The sequence below is a fragment of the Halofilum ochraceum genome (assembly GCF_001614315.2).
Lineage (GTDB): Bacteria > Pseudomonadota > Gammaproteobacteria > XJ16 > Halofilaceae > Halofilum > Halofilum ochraceum.
On record NZ_LVEG02000009.1, the window covers coordinates 49,650 to 63,015 of the forward strand.

At 67.0% G+C, this 13,366-nt stretch carries 16 protein-coding genes; 5 read left to right on the plus strand and 11 right to left on the minus strand.

What is annotated here, in order from left to right:
• Positions 1-7: 7 nt before the first annotated feature.
• A complete protein-coding gene (gspC, locus tag A0W70_RS10940) occupies positions 8-913 on the minus strand; it encodes a type II secretion system protein GspC (protein WP_139150836.1) in 906 nt (301 codons plus the stop codon).
• A gap of 177 nt (positions 914-1,090) precedes the next feature.
• Between gspC and hspQ the strand changes: the two genes are divergently transcribed.
• On the plus strand, positions 1,091-1,417 hold the full coding sequence (gene hspQ / locus A0W70_RS10945; protein ID WP_070989186.1) for a heat shock protein HspQ: 327 nt from the start codon (positions 1,091-1,093) through the stop codon (positions 1,415-1,417).
• A gap of 12 nt (positions 1,418-1,429) precedes the next feature.
• Positions 1,430-1,882, plus strand: a complete 453-nt coding sequence (locus A0W70_RS10950) for a tellurite resistance TerB family protein (RefSeq protein ID WP_070989187.1) — start codon at positions 1,430-1,432, stop codon at positions 1,880-1,882.
• A 295-nt stretch (positions 1,883-2,177) separates the two neighbouring features.
• Here A0W70_RS10950 and metW read toward each other — a convergent pair whose 3' ends face one another.
• The 5 genes from metW to proC form a co-directional block, all read right to left on the minus strand.
• The gene (gene metW / locus A0W70_RS10955) at positions 2,178-2,807 is read right to left on the minus strand and encodes a methionine biosynthesis protein MetW (protein ID WP_425402599.1); all 630 of its coding nucleotides are present in this window, start codon (positions 2,805-2,807) and stop codon (positions 2,178-2,180) included.
• The gene (metX, locus tag A0W70_RS10960; RefSeq protein WP_070989188.1) at positions 2,804-3,967 is read right to left on the minus strand and encodes a homoserine O-succinyltransferase MetX; all 1,164 of its coding nucleotides are present in this window, start codon (positions 3,965-3,967) and stop codon (positions 2,804-2,806) included. Before metX ends, metW begins: the two co-directional genes overlap by 4 nt.
• A 102-nt stretch (positions 3,968-4,069) precedes the next feature.
• A complete protein-coding gene (locus tag A0W70_RS10965; protein ID WP_070989189.1) occupies positions 4,070-4,390 on the minus strand; it encodes a DUF167 domain-containing protein in 321 nt (106 codons plus the stop codon).
• A 10-nt stretch (positions 4,391-4,400) separates the two neighbouring features.
• Positions 4,401-5,000: a YggT family protein gene (locus tag A0W70_RS10970; protein WP_070989190.1), complete on the minus strand. Its 600-nt coding sequence runs from the start codon at positions 4,998-5,000 to the stop codon at positions 4,401-4,403.
• Positions 5,000-5,827 carry a pyrroline-5-carboxylate reductase gene (gene proC / locus A0W70_RS10975; protein WP_070989191.1) on the minus strand — a complete coding sequence of 276 codons (828 nt, stop codon included), beginning with the start codon at positions 5,825-5,827 and terminating at the stop codon, positions 5,000-5,002. Before proC ends, A0W70_RS10970 begins: the two co-directional genes overlap by 1 nt.
• 251 nt (positions 5,828-6,078) lie before the next feature.
• On the opposite strand from proC, the gene A0W70_RS10980 reads away from it, so the two are divergent.
• From A0W70_RS10980 to A0W70_RS10990, 3 genes are read left to right on the plus strand one after another with little or no spacing between them, the layout of a single operon-like run.
• The gene (locus tag A0W70_RS10980) at positions 6,079-7,113 is read left to right on the plus strand and encodes a type IV pilus twitching motility protein PilT (RefSeq protein WP_070989192.1); all 1,035 of its coding nucleotides are present in this window, start codon (positions 6,079-6,081) and stop codon (positions 7,111-7,113) included.
• 30 nt (positions 7,114-7,143) lie between these two features.
• Positions 7,144-8,334 carry a PilT/PilU family type 4a pilus ATPase gene (locus tag A0W70_RS10985; protein ID WP_083330955.1) on the plus strand — a complete coding sequence of 397 codons (1,191 nt, stop codon included), beginning with the start codon at positions 7,144-7,146 and terminating at the stop codon, positions 8,332-8,334.
• 4 nt (positions 8,335-8,338) lie between these two features.
• Positions 8,339-9,445 carry a PilT/PilU family type 4a pilus ATPase gene (locus A0W70_RS10990; RefSeq protein ID WP_070989215.1) on the plus strand — a complete coding sequence of 369 codons (1,107 nt, stop codon included), beginning with the start codon at positions 8,339-8,341 and terminating at the stop codon, positions 9,443-9,445.
• A 15-nt stretch (positions 9,446-9,460) separates the two neighbouring features.
• Here the strand turns inward: A0W70_RS10990 and A0W70_RS10995 are convergent, their stop codons facing one another.
• Genes A0W70_RS10995 through A0W70_RS11015 form a run of 5 tightly spaced genes read right to left on the minus strand, consistent with a single transcriptional unit; the run spans position 9,461 to position 13,276 of the window.
• Positions 9,461-10,732, minus strand: coding sequence for a dihydroorotase (locus A0W70_RS10995; RefSeq protein WP_070989193.1), 1,272 nt, complete (start codon positions 10,730-10,732; stop codon positions 9,461-9,463).
• Entirely contained in the window at positions 10,729-11,703 is a 975-nt protein-coding gene (locus A0W70_RS11000; protein WP_070989194.1) for an aspartate carbamoyltransferase catalytic subunit, read from the minus strand. Before A0W70_RS11000 ends, A0W70_RS10995 begins: the two co-directional genes overlap by 4 nt.
• On the minus strand, positions 11,696-12,220 hold the full coding sequence (pyrR, locus tag A0W70_RS11005) for a bifunctional pyr operon transcriptional regulator/uracil phosphoribosyltransferase PyrR (RefSeq protein ID WP_070989195.1): 525 nt from the start codon (positions 12,218-12,220) through the stop codon (positions 11,696-11,698). Before pyrR ends, A0W70_RS11000 begins: the two co-directional genes overlap by 8 nt.
• Before the next feature lie 48 nt (positions 12,221-12,268).
• Entirely contained in the window at positions 12,269-12,700 is a 432-nt protein-coding gene (gene ruvX / locus A0W70_RS11010) for a Holliday junction resolvase RuvX (protein WP_070989196.1), read from the minus strand.
• Positions 12,701-12,724: 24 nt separating this feature from the next.
• On the minus strand, positions 12,725-13,276 hold the full coding sequence (locus tag A0W70_RS11015; protein ID WP_070989216.1) for a YqgE/AlgH family protein: 552 nt from the start codon (positions 13,274-13,276) through the stop codon (positions 12,725-12,727).
• Positions 13,277-13,366: the final 90 nt, after the last annotated feature.

Genomic DNA, 13,366 nt, shown 5'->3' on the forward strand with positions numbered 1-13,366 from the left:
GTCATGATCAGCCGGGGTTACCGAGCGGTATCGAGAGCTGTTCGCTGCGACCATCGCGGAGAATGGTCACGTTGATCATGCTCGCGTCCCGCAACTCCCGCAGGGCCCGGTTGCCCTGCGCCCGGTCGTTGAGGGGGATACCGTTGACGCGGGTGACGACATCACTCGGGCGGATCCCCGCTTCCTCCAGCAGCTGCGCCTCATCGGAGCGCGGTTGGATACGAAAACCCACCAGTTCGCCGTCCTCGACGTAGGGCTGGAAACGGACCATGCGCGCCAGTTCCAGCGGATTCTGCCGAATGCGCTCGCGCAGCGCCCGGGCGCGCTCGATAATGCCCTGGCCCTGGTCGTCGCCGCCGGTCTGTACCTGCCGGTCGGACTGGCCGGAGGGGACTTTGGCGAGTTCCATGCGCAGCGTCTCGGCCCGCCCGTCGCGCCGCAGCACGACACGATCCTCGAAGATGCCGGTGATCCGTGCGCTGCCGGCAATCGTGTCACCGACGGCGTAGACTTTCTCCGGGCCGCCGCCGGTGGCGATGATGGCCAGACCACCGCTCTGGCCGGGCGCATACACGCCCAGCAGGGTCAGATTCAGCTGGGTTTCGGGGGCGTCGGTCTCGGTCTCCGGCGAACGTTGCCCGTCATCGTCGGCAGGCGGTTCGCCGAACAGATGCAGGCGCGCGAGGCGTGCCGTCGGTGCTTCGCCCGTGCTGCTGCCATCGCGGGGCGTTTCGGCAGCGCTCGCGGCGGGAATCCGGGCGCTTGCCGGCGCCGGCAGCGCCGCCCAGGTCAGACCAGCCAGCTGCCAACCCAGCGCCACGACCAGTACCAGGCCGACCGCATCCGGCAGGCGCGGGTGGGCCAGGGCCGCGCGCACGCGCTCGGTCCAGTGATGCATATTCGGTGCGCGCACTGCGCTTTCCTCCGGTCACGGTCCATCAAGTCTAACAGCACGGTCGCGCGGCGGCGCGCCGCGTGGGCGCGTACGCCCGGTGCGGGTCCTCATTTGCCGCACAGGCAGTCAAGGGCTCATCAGTCCGGCGTCCGGTCTGATAAACTATAGACCGAGTACCCACCGCGGAGGTCCGCGATGCACGCAGTCTCCCACACCGCCAGTTTCCGTCTCGGGCAGATCGTCCGCCATAAAGAGCACGGTTACCGTGGCGTGGTCTACGACGTCGACCCGGCCTACCAGGGCAGTGAGGACTGGTACGACCGCAATTCCGGAACCGCCTCCGCGAGCCGCGAGGCGCCATGGTATTACGTGATCGTCGACGAAGAAGATGCGGAAACCTACGTGCCTGAGCAGAATCTCGAGGCCGACGAGACCGGGGAGCCCGTGTGGCATCCGGAACTCGACGAACTGTTTCTCGATTTCCGGGACGGCGTGTACGTCCCGCGCCAGCTAGCCAACTGACGGTGCCCGTCGGTGCTGTCGAAAATCCAGTCGTTCTTTCAGGAGCACCTCGCGCCGGAAGCGGCGGCTGAGGATGCCGGGCATCGCCGCAACCTGGCGGCGGCCGCCCTGCTGATCGAGGTCGCGCGGGCGGATTTCGACTTCGACGAGGCCGAACAGGCGACCATCGAGGCCGCCCTGCGCGCGAGCCTCGACGTGACCGACGACGAGGTCGGTGAACTCGTGCGCCTCGCGCAGGAGGAAAGCCGCGATGCGACCTCCCTGCACCAGTTCACCCGCCTCGTCCACGAAACGCATTCACTGGAAGAAAAGAAAGCGCTGATGCAGCAGCTTTGGCGCGTGGCCTGGGCCGATGGGCGCATCGACCGCTACGAAGAACAGATCCTGCGCCGGGTCGCGGATCTGATCCACCTGCGCCACGGCGAGTTCATGCAGGCCAAGCACGCCGCCGCGCCCGAGGGCTGATCAGAATCTGCCCAGTTTAGGGTCCTGGAAAAGGCGGTTCTCGCCAAGGCGCCAAGCCCGCCAAGGGACGCGAAGAAAAAGCCAGAGAAAATTGGCATCTCGCAGAGCGGCGGAGGGTCGGGGGAGCGGTCGCTGTCCCGCTTATTCGGATGGATTGCACCCCGTTAGCGCGCGGCCCTGTCCAACGCGCGGGCTCGGTGGTCCGCGCACACCGCTACTCCGCGCGAACTTGATCTTCGTTATTTTGTGCTTTGCGTCCCTTGGCGGGCTTGGCGCCTTGGCGAGAACCGCTTTTTCAGGCCGCCGGGGTTCCAGGCTGGCGTCCCCCGTCGCGTTCGAAGCGAAAGACCGCACTCTCACCGAACAGGTTGGGCAGGATGCGCGTGGCCGGCGTCTCGCGGTGATGGCGATCCACGGCTGCCCGTTCCAGGACCCGATAGCCGTGCGCGTCGCACAGGCGCTCGAAGTCGTGGACCGTGCACATGTGGATATTGGGCGTGTCGTACCAGTGGTGCGGCAGCGCCCGCGTCACCGGCATGTGGCCGGCGACCGCGAGCTGCAGCCGACATTTCCAGTGACCCATGTTCGGGAACGAGGTGACGGCTTCGCGCCCGATGCGCAGCATCTCCCCGAGGATCCGATCGGGAAAATGCAGCGCCTGCAGCGACTGCGTCATGATCACGTAATCGAAACCGCCGCTGTCGAACTCCGACAGTCCGCGGTCGAGGTCGATCTGCAGCACGTCCACGCCACGGGCGATGCAGCGCGCGATGTTGTCGGGGTCGATCTCCAGGCCGTAGCCGGTGATCGATTTCGTCTCCGCCAGATGCGCGAGCAGGGCGCCGTCGCCGCAGCCGAGGTCGAGGACGTGGCTGCCCGGGCGGATCCAGTCGGCGATCAGTTCCAGGTCCCGACGCAGATTCATGCCGCCGCCTCCGCGGTCGTGCATTCCGCGGCCACGCGCTCCATGTACGCCCCGAATACCGCCAGATACTGATCGATCGGCATCAGGAATGCGTCGTGACCGTGCTCGGCCGCGATCTCCACATAGCTCACACGCTTGTGGTTATCGAGAAGCGCCTTGACGATCTCGCGCGAGCGCGCCGGGGAGAAGCGCCAATCCGAGGTGAACGCCATGACGAGGAACCGGGCCTTCGCCGGTTCCAGGGCCGCGGCCAGGTCGTCGTCGGTTTTCGACGCCGGGTCGAAATAGTCCAGCGACTTGGTCATCAGCAGGTACGAGTTCGCATCGAAACGGTCCACGAACTGCCGGCCCTGATAACGCAGGTAGCTCTCCACCGAGAACTCCGAGTCGAAGCTGAAAGAGAGTTTCCCGGCCTGCAGCTCGCGCCCGAACTTGGCCCGCATCGCATCGTCCGAGAGGTAAGTGATGTGCCCGAGCATGCGCGCCAGCATCAACCCGCGCCGCGGCACCGTCCCGTGTTCGTAGTAGCGACCCGCATGGAATTCGGTGTCCGAGGTGATCGCCTGGCGGGCGACCTCGTTGAAGGCGATGTTCTGCGCGGTCAGTTTGGGCGCCGCGGCAATGACGATCGCGTTGCGCAGGGAATCGGGGTAATCGATCGCCCACTGCATCACCTGCATGCCTCCGAGGCTGGGGCCGACGACCGCGGCCCACTGGTCGATGCCAAGCGCGCGCATCAGGCGCTCCTGGGAGCGCGCCCAGTCGCCGCAGGTCACGATGGGGAAATCGGGGCCGTGGTACTCGCCGGTCGCGGGATTGATCGTGTTCGGCCCGGTCGAGCCCTTGCAGCTGCCGATATTGTTCGGGCTGACGACGAAGAACCGGCGTGTGTCGATTGGCTTGCCGGGGCCGATGCAGGCCTCCCACCAGCCTGGTTTGCGGTCGTCCATCGAGTGGTAACCGGCCGCGTGATGATCGCCGGACAGCGCATGGCAGATCAGCACGGCATTGCTCGCGTCCGCGTTCAATTCGCCATAGGTCTCGTAGACCAGTTCGTACTGGTCGAGCGTACGGCCGCAGTCGAGCGGCAACGGCTCGTCAAAGGCGAGACGCCGCGGTTCGACCAGACCGACGGAATCGGCGGGAATCGTCTCGGGCATGGGCCGGCACAGCGGTTAAGGCGAAACGCGGCAGTATAGCAACCTCGCGCGGTTTTGCGGCTTGCAGAACCGCGGCGAGTGCCGTGTCGGTACCAGGGCGGCTCAGGTATTGTTGTCGTTCGCCAGGCCGATCAGCTCGGCGGGCATTTTCTGGGGCCGTTCGATCCGCACGCGCTTGTCACGACCGCGCGAACCCGCCTCGATCGTTACCGCCCCGCGCCCCACGCCGAACGCATCCGCACACCATTGCTCGATGGCGGCATTCGCCTTGCCATCGACCGGCGGCGCCTGCAGCCGCAGCAGCAGGCGTCCCTGGCGGATACCACCGATCGCGGTCGCTTTGGCCCGCGGGATGACGCGCAGTTCGAGCAGCAGATCCGCCCCGTCCCAGCGGCACCAGTCACCGGCAACGCTGGCGCTCACCGCGTTCCCGTCATGCGAGCACGAGCAGCGGTCGCAGCAGCAGCATCTTCAGCAGCTGCAGGCCGATCAGCACGACCAGCGGAGAGAGGTCGACGCCGCCGATCAGCGGTATGACCCGCCGCACGGGCTGGATCAGCGGGTCCGTGATCCGCCGCAGCATCTCCATGACCGGATTCGGGCCGGCCGGCGCGATCCAGGACAGAATCGCCATGATCAGGACCGCGAAGAAACCGATATCGATGACCAGCGCGATGAGGTCGACCACGCCGATCCACAGCAGACCGCCGAGCCACACATGCTGGATCGGCTGCACGTACCCGCCGATGTAGACCGTCTCGATGGAAAGCAGCCCGTACAGCCCCAGTTTGATCCACATCAGCGCCAGTGCGAGCAGGAGCGCGGCGTAGTCGTAGCGGCCGGCCGGCGGCAGCACGCGCCGCATCGGCGCGAGGACGGGGCGAGTGGCCTGGACGACGAACTGGGCGACCGGATTGAAATAATCGGCGCGCACGGCCTGCAGCGCGAAGCGGAGCAGGACCACCACCGCATACAGATCGATCAGCGTGCGGATCAGGAACTGCAGCGCGTCCGTGCCGTAACCTGCGCCCATTACTTGCCTCCCAGTTGATCGCCCAGCTCCGCGGCGCGCTCGGCGGCCGCACCCACGGCGCGATCGACCAGGTCCGCCAGGCCGCCGGCCTCGAACGTATCGAGCGCGGCGGCCGTGGTGCCGCCCTTCGAGGTGACGTTCTGGCGCAGCGTGCCCGGGTCATCCTCCGATTCCAGCGCCATCCGGGCCGCGCCGAATGCCGTCTCGATCACCAGCAGCCGCGCCTGCTCGCGCGGCAGGCCGCGCGCCACGGCCGCCTCCTCCATCGCCTCCATGATGCGGAAAAAGTACGCCGGTCCGCTTCCGGAGATGCCGGTGACGGTATCCATCAGCTTCTCGTCATCCACCCAGATGACGCTGCCGCCGGCCCGCAGGATCGACTCGGCCGTCGAGCGCTGGTCCCCGCTGACCCGGTCATTGGGGAACAGCGCGGTAATGCCGGCCTGTACGAGCGATGGCGTATTCGGCATGCAGCGCACGATGGGGCCGTCGTAGGAGAGCCAGCGGGCGATGGCCTCCATGCGCACGCCGGCCGCGATCGACACGATGAGCGGCTGGCGCCCGGCGAGTGCCGGTGCAAGGTCCTGGCAGACCTGTTCCATCAGCTGCGGTTTCACGGCCAGAACGACGACATCCGCGTCCGCCACGGCGGCACGGTTGTCCTCGCTTGTGGTCACGCCGAAGCGCGATGCCAGGCGTTCGCGCTGATCCGGCGTCGGGTCGGTGACGCCGATCCGCTCGGCCGGCCAGCCGCCGGCGACGAGGCCGCCGATCAGGCTGCGCGCCATATTGCCGCCGCCAATGAATACGATGCGTTCGCGCTCCATGGGTTTCTCCCGACCTCTGTGAGGCGCCAAGGATACTGCCCTTCGCCATCCCCAGGCCATAGACCGTGCCGCGATGCGGGCGTGGCCGGATCAATAAGCTTTTCAGCGGCGCCCGCATCGGGCAGTCTGATGAAGCTCGGTGTGCGCCCGCCGACGACCGGCACGTTTTGCGGGCCCGTCGGTTCGGTCCTGCAGCGCACATCGCCTATACTGCCGGCGCGCCCGGGGCGGCGCGATTTACGGGGGACTCGATGGATATCTCGCAGCTGCTCGGTTTCAGCGTCAAGAACGGCGCCTCCGACCTCCACCTGTCGGCGGGCCTGCCGCCGATGATCCGCGTGGACGGCGACGTCCGGCGGATCAATGTGCCGGCCATGGAGCACAAAGAAGTGCATTCCATGGTCTACGACATCATGAACGACCAGCAGCGCAAGGCGTTCGAGGAATTCCTCGAAACCGATTTCTCTTTCGAGATCCAGGGGCTCGCCCGGTTCCGCGTCAACGCCTTCAATCACAACCGGGGCGCCGGTGCCGTATTCCGCACGATTCCCTCCGAGATCCTGTCGCTCGAGGACCTCGGCGCGCCCAAGATCTTCGAGAAAATTTCCGAGTACCCGCGCGGGATCGTGCTGGTGACCGGTCCGACCGGCTCCGGCAAGTCGACGACGCTCGCGGCCATGGTCAACTACAAGAACGAGAGCGAGCACGGCCACATCCTCACGGTCGAGGACCCGATCGAATTCGTGCACGAGTCGAAGAAGTGCCTGGTCAACCAGCGCGAGGTCCACCGCGACACGATGGGCTTCACCGAGGCGCTGCGTTCCGCGCTGCGTGAGGACCCCGATACGATCCTCGTCGGCGAGCTGCGCGACCTCGAGACCATCCGCCTCGCGCTGACCGCGGCGGAGACCGGACACCTCGTTTTCGGTACGCTGCACACGAGCTCGGCCGCGAAGACGATCGACCGCATCATCGACGTCTTCCCGGCCGCCGAGAAGGACATGGTCCGTTCGATGCTCTCGGAATCGCTGCGCGCGGTGATCTCGCAGACGCTGATGAAGAAGACCGGCGGCGGGCGCTGCGCGGCCCACGAGATCATGATCGGGACGCCCGCGATCCGGAACCTGATCCGCGAGGACAAGATCGCGCAGATGTACTCCGCGATCCAGACGGGCCAGGGCGTCGGTATGCAGACGCTCGACCAGAACCTCAAGGACCTGGTCGCGAAAAACAAGGTCTCGAAGGAAGAGGCCAAGCGCAAGGCCACCAATCCCGATTCCCTCTAAGGGGCGGTATCAACCCGGGAGATACGGTCGATGGACCGCGAAAAGGCGATCAAGTACATCCACGACATGCTGCGCATGCTCAAGACGCGCGAGGGATCCGATCTCTATCTGGCCGCTGGCGCGCCGCCGACCATGAAGGTGCACGGCAAGCTCGTTCAGGTCGCCAGCCAGAAGCTGTCACCGGCGCATACGCAGACACTCGTGCGCTCGATCATGAACGACAAGCAGTCCGCGGAATTCGAGTCGAGCAACGAGTGCAACTTCGCGATCAGCCTGCCCGGGGTCTCGCGTTTCCGCGTCAATGCGTACGTCCAGCGCGGCACCTCGGCGATGGTCGTGCGCACGATCACCGACGAGATCCCGAACTTCGAGGAGCTGTTCCTGCCCCCGGTCATGCGCGACATCGGCATGACCAAACGCGGGCTGGTGATCTTCGTCGGTGGTACCGGTTCCGGTAAATCGACATCGCTCGCCGCGATGATCGACTATCGCAACGAGAACTCGAGCGGTCACATCATCACGATCGAGGATCCGATCGAATTCGTGCACCAGCACAAGGGCTGCATCGTCAGCCAGCGCGAGGTCGGCACGGATACCGATAACTGGGATATCGCCCTCAAGAATACCCTGCGCCAGGCGCCCGACGTGATCCTGATCGGCGAGATCCGTGACCGCAACACCATGGAGAACGCGATCGCCTTCGCCGAGACCGGCCATCTGTGCCTCGCGACGCTGCACGCCAACAGCACCAACCAGGCGATGGACCGGATCATCAACTTCTTCCCCGAGGAGCGGCGTCATCAACTGCTGATGGATCTGTCGCTGAACATGAAGGCGGTCGTCTCGCAGCGTCTGTTAAAAACCCCGGACGGCAACGGCCGCCGGCCCGCGGTCGAGGTCCTGCTCAATACGCCACTGATGGCCGACCTGATCCTCAAGGGCGAGGTCCATGAGATGAAGGCGTTGATGAAGAAGTCGCGCGAGGCCGGCATGCAGACCTTCGATGACGCCCTGTTCGATCTGATCGAGGATGGGCATATCACGGCCGAAGAGGGTCTGCGCAACGCCGACTCGGTCAATGATCTGCGCCTGAAGCTGAAACTCGAAAGCCGCGATTCGAAGAATCAGGACCTGACCGAAGGCGCCGATTTCGATATCGAGGACAGCGACGCGGACAGAGGCAGCGGTGGTCGTGGCGGCGCCGGCATGCTGCGGCGATAACGATATGGCGGGAATCGATCCGTATCTCAAACGGATGGCCGACAAGGGGGCATCCGATCTGTATTTCACCACCGGGGCGCCGCCGGCGATGCGCATCGAGGGCGAGACCTGGCCGGTCGGCAAGCAACCGCTGGAGCGGGGCGTCACGGCGAAACTCGCCTATGGCCTGATGTCCGAGGAACAGAAGGCCGATTTCGAGCGCGATCTCGAGCTCAACCTCGGTTTCACGCGCGAAGGGATCGGGCGTTTCCGGGTGAACGCCTATTACCAGCGCGGCGAGGTCTCGCTGGTCATTCGCTACATCAAGAGCGATGTCCCGGAGATCTCGGCGCTCAATCTGCCGCCGGTGCTCGAGGATCTGATGCTCGAGAAGAAAGGCCTGATGCTCGTGGTGGGCTCCACGGGTTCAGGCAAGTCGACCACGCTCGCCTCGATGCTCGATCACCGCAACCGTACGAAGACCGGGCACATCCTCACGATCGAGGATCCGATCGAGTACGTGTTCACGCACCGCAAGGCGATCGTCGGCCAGCGCGAGGTCGGGCTCGACACGCACTCCTACGACAACGCCCTGCGCGAGGCGATGCGCGAGGCACCCGACGTGATCATGATCGGCGAGGTGCGCGACCGCAGAACGATGGAAGCGGCGATCTCCTACGCCGATACGGGCCACCTCTGCCTCAGCACCCTGCATGCGGTGAACGCCTACCAGGCGCTCGATCGCGTCATCAACATGTTCCCGCCCGAGGCCAAGAACCAGATCCTGATGGATCTGTCGCTGAACCTGAAGGCGGTCATCTCGCAGCGCCTCGTCGCCGCCAAGTCCGGTGGCCGGGTCCCCGCCGTGGAAGTGATGCTGAATACCTCCTACATCAGCGAGCTGATCCGCGATGGCCGGATCCATGAACTGCGCGAGGCGATGACAAAAGGCAGCCGCGACGGCATGCAGACGTTCGATCAGTCCCTGTTCGACCTGTACAAGCGTGGCGAAGTGGAATTGCAGACCGCCCTCGACAACGCCGATTCGCGCACGGACCTCGAATGGCGCATCAACTTCGGTGGCGGCGTCCCGAGCGGGGACAGCGAGGGGACCAGCGGGGCGTTCGGCTGACCGGAACCGCGAGCGCTACCCGCTCCGGACGCGGCCGTCGACCAGCACGGTGCGCACGCGGCCCGGCAGCGTGCGACCGGCCAGGGGCGTGTCGCGGCCGCGGCTGACGAAGCGATCCGGGTCAACGACGGTCTCGGTTTCCGGCTCGAATATGCACAGGTCCGCCGGCGCATCCGGCGTGAGCGTGCCGAGGCCGAGGTCGAGAATCCGGGCCGGGCCGGCGGTCACCCGGGCCAGGGCGGTCGCGAGATCGCAATCCCCCGCGGCGACCCGCGCGAGTACCAGCCCCAGCAGCGTTTCCAGTCCCGACAGCCCCGGATCGCTGGCCTCGAAAGGCCGGCGTTTGGCGTCGGGTTCGTGCGGCCGGTGATCCGAGCAGATCGCGTCGATCACGCCTGCACCTACCGCCTCGCGCAATGCATCCCGGTCGCCCGTCGAGCGCGGGGGCGGGCGCAGGTGGGCGCGCGTATCGAAGCCGGTCAGCGCGGATTCCGTGAGTTCCAGCTGATGGGCGGCGACATCAGCGGTGACCGGCAGGTCATCCGCCTTGGCGCGGGCGAGCAGATCAACGGCCGCCGCGCTGGACAGGCGGCCGATGTGCACGCGCGCGCCGGTGTCCGCGACCAGCGCGATGATGCGCGCCACGGCCGTGGTCTCGGCCGCGACTGGAATGCCGGGCAGACCGAGCCCGCTCGCGACCGGGCCCTCGTGGGCGCAGCCGTGTCCGAGCGATGGGGTGCAGGCGGGCAGGATGACCGGCCGGTCGATGGTGGCCGCGTAGGTCAGGGCCGAGCGCAGCACATGGCTGTCGCCGACGTCGCGGTCGGCCTGGCCCATGGCCCGGCACCCGGCGCGCGCGAGGGCGCGCATGGGGGCAAGGTATTGGCCGTCGAGGCCCGCGGTCAGTGCGCCGATCGGGTAGACGCGCGCCTGGTCGGCCTCGATCGCGCGCTGGCGGATCAGTTCGACGGTCGCGGGGGCGTCGACCACCGGCGAGGTGTCCGGGGGGCAGCAGACGGTGGTGATGCCGCCGGCGATCGCGGCGCGGCTCTCGGACGCGATCGTGCCCTTGTGCCGCTCGCCCGGTTCACGCAGGCGCGCGCTGAGGTCCACCAGGCCCGGGCAGACGATGCAGCCGCCGGCGTCGATGCGGTCGTGCTCCGGGAACGAGGCCGGCGCGGCACCAATGGCGGCGATACGCCCATCATCGATCCACACGTCCGCCTCGCCGTCGTGGCCGCTGGCCGGGTCGATGACCCGCCCGCCGGTGATGCACAGGGCCGTCATCGTCCCTCCCGTTGCGGGGCCGTTCCGGCGACCAGCGCCATGACGGCCATGCGGATGGCGATGCCGTTGGTGACCTGCTCAAGGATCACCGACTGCGGTCCATCCGCGACCCGCGAATCGATTTCTACGCCCCGGTTGGTCGGCCCCGGATGCATGACGATGGCATCGGGCCGCGCGCGGGCGAGTCGCTCCGGCGTCAGACCCCAGCCGGCGAAATACTCGGAGGAACTCGGCAGCAGGGCGTGCTCCATGCGCTCACGCTGCAGCCGCAGCATGACGACGATATCGACATCCGCCAGACCGGCGTCGATGTCCTCGTAGACGCCCACGCCGAGTCCTTCCAGATCGACCGGCAGCAGCGTGCGCGGCGCGATCGCCCGGATCTCGCCCACGCCGAGCGCGCGCAGCGCATGGATCTCCGAGCGCGCCACCCGCGAGTGCCGCAGATCGCCGACGATCGCGACGGTGCGCTCGGACAGGTCGGGCTTGTGGCGCCTCATGGTGAACACGTCGAGCAGCGCCTGGGTGGGGTGGGCGTGCAGGCCGTCGCCCGCGTTGATGACGTGGACATCGTCATCGACGTGGCGCGCGACCAGATGCGCCGCGCCCGACTCCGGGTGGCGCATGACGAACAGGTCGCACTGCATTGCCTGCAGGTTGGCGATGGTGTCCAGCAGCGATTCGCCCTTGGAGGTCGCCGAGCGCTGGACGTCGATGTTGAGCACGTCGGCGGACAGGCGCTTGGCGGCGAGCTCGAACGTCGAGCGCGTGCGCGTGCTGCTCTCGAAGAACAGATTGACGACCGTGTGCCCGCGCAGCAGCGGGACCTTCTTGATGACTTTATCGTTGACCCCGGCGAAGGACTCGGCGAGGTCGAGGATCTCGGTGATGCGCTCACCGCCCATGCCCTCCGTGGTCAGGCAATGTCGCAGGCGGCCGTCGGGCGCGATCTGGATATCGCCCTCAACCATCGATGATCTCCCCCGTCCTCGTATCGCGCAGGCTCAGGCCGAGGTCCTCGCGATTGAGGCGGACTTGCTGGCCCGGCGCGAGATCGAGGCGCGTCCCGGAGAAATCCGCGCGGATGGGCAACTCATGGCCGGTGCGTTCGACCAGCACCGCGAGCAGGACGCGGGCGGGGCGACCGTAATCGAACAGTTCATTGAGCGCGGCGCGGACCGTGCGGCCGCTGTAGAGCACGTCGTCGACCAGCAGGACCGTGCGGTCGTCCAGCGTGAACGGCAGCTCCGAGCGACGGACCTTCGGGTGCAGTCCGATCCGGCTGAAATCGTCGCGGTAGAAGGAGATGTCGAGCGATCCCAGCGGGGCCTCGGGCGAGAGGCGCTCATGCAGTGCCTGCGCGACGCGCACGCCGCCCGTATGCACGCCCACGATCAGCAGATCCTGCAGTTCCGGGCCCAGCGTGTCGGCGATACCCTGGGCCATGCGGTCCAGCCAGCCTTCGACGGTGGCGGCGTCTGTCGACATCGTTGCTCCGTGGTCGGTACGCATTCGTGCATGCGTCGTTCGGTTGCGTCAGTCGGCTATGCGATCCGCGAGCCAGCGCTCCAGGATGAGGGCGGCGGCTATTCTATCGACATCGCCCTTGCGCGTCCTGCGTCGGCCGCCACTCTGGCGGGCATCGCTCAGCAGCTGCGAGGCCTGTGCCGAGGACAGGCGCTCGTCCGCTTCGTGCACGGGCAGGCCGTAGCGCCCGGCGAGTTGTCGGGCGAACCGGCGCGCGCGGTGCGTCACGGGCTGTTCCGTGCCATCCATCAGCAGGGGGACGCCGACCACCAGCGCATCCGGCGCCCACTCGCGCACCGCCGTGTCGATGGTCCCCCAGTCTGGCCGCCCGTCAGTGGCGCTCGCGACGGCCACGGGGCTGGCCGACCCGGTGATCGTCTGGCCGCTCGCGATGCCAATCCGGCGGAGGCCGAAATCGAAGCCCAGAACCGTCTGCGTCATGATTCGGCCGCGCCGCGTCGCGCGTCAGGCATGGCCGGCATCGGAACTCAGACGGCTGAGGTCGATCCCCATGCGCGCGGCGGCCGTGGCCAGGCGGTCCTCCGCCGGCATCTCGAACAGAATATCGGCATGCACCGGACCGGTCAGCCAGGCGTTGTTCGCGATTTCGTCCTCGAGCTGCCCGCCGCCCCAGCCGGAATAGCCGAGCGTCAGCAGGGCCTTCGCCGGTCCTTCACCCCGGGCGAGCGCCTCAAGGATGTCGCGCGAGGTGGTCAGCGCGAGCTCGTCCGTGAGCGGCATCGAGCCCTCCCAGTGTCCCGGGGGGGAGTGCAGGATGAATCCGCGCTCCGGTTCCACCGGTCCACCGTAGTGCACGGGCTGCTGCGCGATGGCCTCATCGGTCGGTTCGATCCCGAGATGCTGCAGGATCTCGCCGACCGTCAGTGCCATCGGGCGGTTGACCACGACGCCCATCGCCCCGTGTTCCGTGTGATCGCAAAGGTAGGTCAACGTGCGCTGGAAATGCGGATCGGCGAGCGATGGCATCGCCAGCAGGAATTGGTTTCGCAGATCCATCGGTCCTCCGCGCGCCCGTTCATTCATCAGGCCGTCGAAACAGTACTCCGCCTGCAGTTGCACTCTGCGCCGCGTTGCCGGCGGTCGCAA